Annotated in this window: 2 protein-coding genes and 1 pseudogene; all 3 read left to right on the top strand. The window is 48.2% G+C overall.

Translation table 11 applies throughout. The features are described 5' to 3' along the window. Positions 1-482 precede the first annotated feature (482 nt). Positions 483-3,740, top strand: a complete 3,258-nt coding sequence (locus tag FHS77_RS15160) for a S41 family peptidase (RefSeq protein ID WP_184224772.1) — start codon at positions 483-485, stop codon at positions 3,738-3,740. 133 nt (positions 3,741-3,873) lie between these two features. Beyond that, complete coding sequence (locus FHS77_RS15155) at positions 3,874-7,311, top strand: autotransporter family protein (protein ID WP_184224771.1); 3,438 nt, start codon at positions 3,874-3,876, stop codon at positions 7,309-7,311. Positions 7,312-7,482: 171 nt separating this feature from the next. Further along, positions 7,483-8,159, top strand: a pseudogene (locus tag FHS77_RS15150) (IS3 family transposase); the annotation flags it as partial. Positions 8,160-8,251: the final 92 nt, after the last annotated feature.

The raw sequence follows: 8,251 nt of genomic DNA, 5'->3' as shown, positions 1-8,251 counted from the left end.
TTTCAGTCCAGGCCATCTTGATCTCCGTCGTATGTCAGAAATCCGATTGAATCATAACTAACTGAAATCACTCAATTCATTTTGGAACGGACACTCAGGGATATTATTGCGGGAAATATAGTGTTATAAATAATACTAGAAGTTCTCACATTCGTTTCGACGTGTCGTAGTCGATAGTTAAGCTGAAAATGTAGTATATGAGAGGAAAAAGCCTCGAGATTGATCGCGGTGATGGATCTTTCTATGCCTGACGGTTTAACCATTCGGAAAATTCTGCGCCTTCTGCCAATTTCGCTAATGTCAGAACAGTTAGTTTTACAAAAACAGGCAGTAATTGTGCAGCAATTTGTGAGAAATCAGAGTTAGTGAATGCTTCATTGTCGACTTGGTATGGGTGTTTCGACGAATGGGGCAGTTTGGTTCTGGTATTACTAAATATGGCGTGAATGAAAATTCAGCGTGAAATTCTGACGGAGACGGTCATGATAATGCAAAACTTTGTAATTTTTACTGCATTGCTAGCTCTGACCGTGATTGCCCCCAGTCAAACAAAAGCCGACTTTGACGGTGAGCCGGCGCGCTGGATTCAAAAACCGGCTCTATCACCAGATGGCAAACTGATCGCCTTCACCCATCGCGGGCAGATTTTTCTGACAGATCATGATGGTGGGTTGTCAGTCGCAGTTTCACCGGCCAATGCTTATAGTCATAGTGTTGTCTGGGCTCCGGATTCTCAGCGGCTGGCTTTTGCTTCAGATGTGAACGGCAATGATGATGTTTATCTGGCTGATTTTTCGGGCAAATTGCAGCGCATGACCTATTCATCGGCGAGAGAAGTTCCGACGAGCTTTTCTCCGGATGGTAAAAGCGTACTTTATACAGCTCTTCGGCTAGGAGATGCACAACGCAGTGTGCAGAGGGCTGCAAGTTGGAAGCCCCAGCTTTACACCGTAAATATTGCCAGCGGGCGCGAGTCACTGGTGCTGCCGAATTTTGCGCTTGAAGCCAGCTGGAATCCGAATGCTACCAAGCTGGTTTATAGTTATGACCCGTCAGGTGACCCCATAGAGCGCCAGCACAGAGTTGCGGCAAATGCCCGTCAATTATGGATCTATGAGCGGGCTAGCGACAAATATGAGCGCCTATTTGCCGTTGATGGCATTGATCGGCTTGATCCGCATTGGAGTGCAGATGGTCAATCGCTTTATTATCTGTCTGAAGCTTCCGGCTGGCTAAATGTCTGGAAGCTAAATCTGGAAAATAAGCGCGAAGAGCAGCTCACCCATTTTGAGGGCTCTCCCGTGCGCGACCTAACCGTTGCTGATGACAATACAATTGCCTTTTCTTTCAATGGGCAGGTCCATACGCTCGCAGCGGGTGCGGATAAAGCAGAGCTGGTTGATATCAATACGCTGGAACAGGGGATGAACCATCTCGTGAATTATCAAGCGTTGAGCAGTCAGAATTTTCAGAGCTCTCCCGATGGGCAGTATTTTGCACTGATAATCAATGCAGATGTTTTTCTTATTGATTTGAAAGGTAATTACCGGCAACTGACTAAAACAGCAGGCGAGGAACGCGATATTGTTTTCTCACCTGATGGTCGTATGCTCGCCTATGCGGCAATGCGCGATCATAAATGGGGCATTTATAGCATTGATCTTTCTGAAGATCAGGCAAATGGCAAGCTTGGCCTGACCTATGATGAAGTTCCGCTTATTGTGTCTGCCAATAGTGATGCTCTCGATCCTAAATTCTCGCCTGATGGGAGTAAATTGGCTTTTTGGTCGGATCGTCGCGAGATCAAAGTCTTAGATCTGACCAGCAGAGAGATTGCCACGCTGTATCAGCCGACAGATTATAACTCGGATTACTTTGACAGAAATGGTGAGTTCAGCTGGTCTCCGACCTCAAAAGATTTACTTGTTCCATGGCGCAGTATTGACGGATCAGGATTGAATCGTGTTGCAATCGTTCCCGCTGACGGCAGTGCTCCGATGCGCCCGCTGGCACTGGCTGTGCCTAATTTTTATGATGGCTTGTGGAGTGCGGATGGCACACAAGTTATTGGCTTAACGACGCTTTATACTGCACGCAGCGCTGATAATCGCCATCAGAATTCGCGCTTCGATCTTTATCGCGCCTTTTTGTCTGGGCAGTCACGGCAGGATTTTCTGGCAAATGCCAAGGACGAAACCGATCCGAATGATGGGGAGCAACTGCTCAACCACTATACGCCGGATCGGCAGCGCAGCTTTTTGCTTGAAGAGCGCTTGACCAGCAATTTGCCAAAAATGGAATTGCTGGCCACTGCACCGGATGGTAAAAATTTGCTGGGTTTTTCCGCAATAGATGAGGGGCTGTCGGTGAATTTGATCAGCCTTGAGAATGGTGATTTACAGGAAGTGACAACAATTCCGGTGGCTAATTCGGAAGAGATACAATTCATCCGCTACAACCCTGCTATACAAACAATTGATATTAAAACACCCAGCCACATCATCCGAAGCTCTATAGAGGATCCGGCGCAGAGGGTAGAAATACCGCTTAAAATCTTGTTCAGTCGAAATGAAAATGCTGCGTTGAGCGCCGCCTTTGAACAGGCTTGGGCTGATATTAATGACCGTTATTATGATGCGGCACATGAAAATCGTGACTGGCAGCAAATTGGTGCCAAATACAGAGCCTATATGCCCTCTATTGCCGGACCACGTGATCTTGAACGTCTGCTGGCTGCCATGTTTGGCGAACTGTCAGCTTCGCATCTCTTTACGGATATGACAGCACCTGATCCTGCCCTTGTTGGGATGGGAACACAGAATGATGCTTTGGGGATTTATCTGGATAATGATTACAACGGTGCAGGGCGCAAAATCGCCGCCATCCTGCCCGGCGGACCGTTAGATCGGCAAAAACTAAATATTGGTGCAGGTGATATCATCACCTCGATTAACGGACAGCTCGTTCCGGAGGCTGGTGGTATTGACCGTTTGCTTGATATTAATGCGGGACGGCAGGTCGTTATTGGTGTAGCGGATAACAGTGATAATGGCGAGCGTCTTATTGAGGTTACCCCCATCCATTGGCGTGACGAATTGATTTTGGCCAGTAAAAATCTGAGCGATAATCGCCGTGCTATGGTCAGTAAGCTTTCTCGCCAGTGTATTGTCTATCAGTCTCTGGATGCGATGGATAATGACAATTACCTGTCGTTACTCGGTGTTTTGCTGTCACAACGAGGTCTTGTGAAAGCTGCCCTGATAGATGTTCGATCCAATACTGGTGGTAACCTGACACGTGAATTGATCACGCTGCTCAGTGGTACACCAGCCTTCAGCTACGGGGTAGATGACCGTCCTCGTGAAGACGGCCCTGACAATGTCTGGCTCTGGCCAAGTGCAGTATTGGTTGACAGTTTCAGTTATTCTGATGGGTCAATTTTTCCGCAAGCCTATCAGGATCGTAAGCTTGGCAAAGTCATTGGCGATGTGCTCCTCAATACGGGTACCGCAGTAACTACCGTCAACAGCAAAATCGTACCTGGACTGCAATATAGATTTCCGGTTTTGCCTTATCGTCATGCTGACGGGCGCAAATATGAAAATGGTATCATTACACCGGATATCGTCGTGGAATTCGATCCAAACCGCTACAGTATGACGTCTGATCCTCAATTGGAGGCGGCAGTGGCATCATTGATGCAAGACATCGATCCTGACAGCGATTGCCGTGATAATTAGCTATCACTTGAAAACACTCTTTATAGTAAAACTACCAGTTTTCAGGGATGGATTTACAATAAAAATGACGACATACATAAAAATAAGTGATGCACCGGCTCAATTTTAGATTGCCGTATTTGAGGGGAAAACAATGACATCCAGACTGATCGCCAAACTGACAATGTCAACTTGTCTTTCGACCGGTGTACTCTATGGGGCAATGATTAATCCTGCCGCTGCGATTAACACGCATGTGGTCAATGATCCGCAAGGCACGCCCTTTATTCAGTTGCGGTTTTTCGATGTGGGGGATGGTGTCTTTGGCTTTGGGGCAATGTCCGAATGGAACTTAAGCGATTTATATAAAAATCAGATAATCGACGCGACAGGATATTGGGCGGAAGTGATTAAAGTCGTGCCTGGCAACAATCCTGCGATCATTAATGTCGGCGCATTAATTGGCGGTACAGGGGCGGGAGCTGGTAGCCATGCCGCAACTATGCTGGATGGTTCCCCGACAACAGTGCAAGCGGCATTGACCAATCAGTATTATACGAATTTGCGTGACGGTGCGCATGGTGCCATCGTTGTTTATAATAAAGTCGGGACAGAGGACTGGTCACAAGATCCATATACGCCGTCTCATATTGCGCTGACAGCTGAAACATCGCTAGGCACCGTACTTATTCACGAAATCGGCCATGCACTTGGCGTTCTGTCGAATACTTTCAGTTGGGAAGATCAAAATAATCGACTTGCAGCATTTGCTGCTGACGATTTAGGTCCTGGCTTTGATGTCTGGAGCACGCATTTACGGGATGATAATGATAACTTTGCAAGTGCTGGTCAGTTTATAAATTGTAAGGGTTGTTATGTTCCAGATGGTGAGGATGCTTTTGATGTCCGAAAAGATCAGGCCTATTTCACCGGAACCCATGTGAATGAGGTGCTCAATGGCGCGATGAAGGGTCTGCCTATGCGGGTTGCGACGGATTACGGACCTTATGACGCTCCTTTTTTCAGTCATATTGAACTTAAAAATAGTTTGATGAGCCATCAGCTTTATCGCAATTATAGCACATTGATGGAAGCCGAGCTGGCTGCTTTGCAAGATATTGGTTACACAATCGACCGGCGTAATTTTTACGGGCATTCCGTTTATGGTGACGGGCTAACCATTATCAATAATAACCCGTATTTTGGACGAAATGCGGATGGCACTGCCTATATCGACAATACATATAACAGTGCTACTTTGGGCTTGGGGCTGCATGTTTATGGTAGTTACAACACCATTACCCAGAATGCAGATTTACTGTCTGTAGGGGCGGGCGGCGGCGGCATTCGTATTGATGGCGCAGCCAATAATCTGATTGTTGCCCCTGATGTGCGCGTTCATGCTAATGGTGCGAATGGCCGTGGCATCATGTTCGCTTATGGTAAAGATCACACATTAACCCACCGCGGTGAGGTTCAGGCTTTGGGTGAAAACGGCATCGCTGTCAGCTTTGACTTTGGCCATAATTCACGTGGTGACGGAACGGGCTATCGTGGCTCTTATATTCTGGAACTTGATGACAGAGTGGAGGATCAGCGCGCCACTATTACTGAGGAACTGAATGGTGCATTGGTTTCCTCCTTTGATCTGACCGGCCGTGTTGCAGGTAACAAGGCTGCAATCTTCATGTCTGAAAATGCCTTGGTCGGACAGATCAATGTCATGCAAGGGGCAAGTATTTTCGGGGATATTATTTCCGAGTATGCAGAAGAAGATGATGATGGCAATTTGCGTCTGACTGAGCTGAGTTTCGGCTTGAAGGCTGATGCACAAGGGAATTCGACTGGCACAGCTGATACGGATTTCAGACTGGCTTACGGCGGCAATATCAAGGGCAAGAATATTTCCCTGCATCTTGATGGCGGCACATCTGTTCTGACTGGCAACCATCAAGTCTTTGATGTCGGTGTGGCGCAAACGGCAATGCTTTCCGGTCAAGGGATTTACCAGATTGATGCGGGTCAGCAGTTCCGCAATAGCGGGATTTTAAATCCTTCTGTTGCTGGTGCGGCAATCACTATTGACGGCAATTATGCTCAGTCTGCTACCGGCACCTTGCAACTCGCATTCAATGATCAGTCTGACATCAGCAGCCTAATTGTAAACGGTAGTGCTGGTCTTAATGGCACGATCAGCTTTGCACCTGATCGCGGTTATTATCGTGATGGTTTCACCGTCACTTCAAACGAGTGGTTACAAGTGGACGCAGTGAGTGGTAACTTTACAAGTGTTAGCACTACATTGAGCTCGCCGACACTTAACGCGAGTGCGACAGATAATGGTAATCTGTCTTATACCGTATCATTGAGCCGTGATGCGAATGCCTATTCGCAATATGCGGGCAATCATGAAGACCGTGAAGTTGGTGCTGCATTGGATAGTCTGGCCAATAATACGGTGTCAGCACTTAAACCATTGCTCGCAGCACTGGATTTTTCTGCATCTGACGGCTCAACCATTCGCTCAAGTCTGCCGCAATTAAGTGGTGAAGCCTATGCATCCGCAAGCGGCGTTTTGCTCAATGCCAGCGGCATCACCCGGTCATCGGTCAATAATCGCCTGTCTCAGGCATTTGGCGGTACACCGGTTAATCCGGTGTCTGTGATGGCCTATGGTCCGGCAGCTAAAACCAGTCAGGCAGGCAATGCCATTGATCATGTTGCTCCGGTTAATGCTGATGATCTTCAGCGCTATGCCGCATGGGGGGCAGCATTCGGCAGTTGGGCCACACAATCTGCTACAGATAATGCCGCACGCACCAAGTCGACCATTGGTGGGTTCATCACCGGTATTGACGGTGATGTTTATGATAATTGGCGCTTGGGTCTTATGGCTGGATACAGCCGTTCAACCTTTAAAACACCAAGCCTTTCTTCATCTGGTTCCAGCGATAATTATACTCTTGGTGCTTATGCGGGCACTGAATGGGCGACGGGCCAAGGTTCCATCGGTTTCCGCTCAGGGCTTTCCTATTCCTGGCACAATATCGAGATGAGCCGCTCGGTTGCTTTCAATGGCTATTCTGACAAGCTGTCAGCTGATTACAATGGCGGCACGTTTCAGGTGTTTGGCGAGTTGGGCTATAAGCATGATCTCAGCCCGCGCTCGATCATCGAGCCTTATGCTAATCTTGCCTATGTCAATGTCAGAACGGATAGTTTTACCGAAACAGGTCATAATGGTGCAGCGCTCAGCGTACAATCCGGTAAGATGGACACAACCCTCTCAACCCTCGGCATGCGTCTCTCAACCAGCTTTGAGCTTGGTAATACACTGACAACCGCACGTGCTGATCTTGGTTGGCGGCATGCTTTTGGCGATGTGACCCCGTTATCAACGGCGAGCTTTGCTGCAGGCTCCAATGCGTTCACAGCATCGGGCAGTCCAATTGGCAAAGATACCGCACTGATTGAAGCCGGACTTGATTTCGCCATTACGAAAAATTCCAAACTTGGTGTCTCTTATCAAGGACAGTTTGGTTCAGGTATCACTCAAAACGGCGTCAATGCCAATTTCAGCGTAAAGTTTTAAACTGAGTAAGAATAAACTGGATTTGGAGACCTGTATGTAGATAAATTTAGCCGTTAAGTTTCATGCGGCTAAATTTAACTGTATTAGAGAAGTGGCTCGGGAAATCTGCACAGCGGGGATAAGTGGAAATTCTGCCTGACTTCGGCTTAGATGCCGGGAACAGGAGATACCATGACGAGACGACCACGCCGAAACCATAGCCCAGTCTTTAAGGCAAAAGTTGCGCTTGCTGCGATTAGAGGCGAGCAGACGCTAGTGGAATTATCCCAGCAGTTTGACGTGCACGCGAACCAGATAAAGCAATGGAAAGATCAGCTTCTTGAGGGGGCGACCGGAGTTTTCGGCGATGAGACTAAGGCGGAACCAGCAGGTTCTACCGTCGACGTTAAAACGCTTCACGCCAAGATCGGCGAGCTAACTCTGGAGAATGATTTTTTATCCGGAGCGCTCAGCAAGGCGGGATTGCTGGGCGGAAAAAAATGATCGACCGCGCACACAAGTTGTCAGTCACACGACAAGCCAAGCTTCTCGGCTTTAGCCGCAGTAGTGTTTACTATTCACCACGCCCGGTATCGGATGGCGATCTGGCACTGATGCGCCGGATCGATGAATTGCATCTGGAATACCCATTCGCGGGAAGTCGGATGTTGCAGGGGCTTTTGAAGGGAGAAGGGCTTGAGGTTGGGCGGCTGCATGTCGCTACGCTGATGAAGAAGATGAGCATCGAGGCGATTTACCGTCGCCCAAACACCTCGAAGCCAGCACCAGGGCATAAAGTCTATCCCTATCTCCTGCGCAAGCTAGCGGTCACCAGACCCAATCAGGTATGGGCAATGGACATAACCTATAGTGCGCCTCGCCCCAATTGGGGAGGCATATGACTGGAATGCAAAGGAGAAAGGAGGAATTGAAGACTTGCCTGCCCTCTGCTGTAAGGGGG

The organism is Paenochrobactrum gallinarii, from assembly GCF_014205685.1.
Lineage (GTDB): Bacteria > Pseudomonadota > Alphaproteobacteria > Rhizobiales > Rhizobiaceae > Paenochrobactrum > Paenochrobactrum gallinarii.
This window is presented reverse-complemented; position numbering and strand designations above follow the sequence as displayed.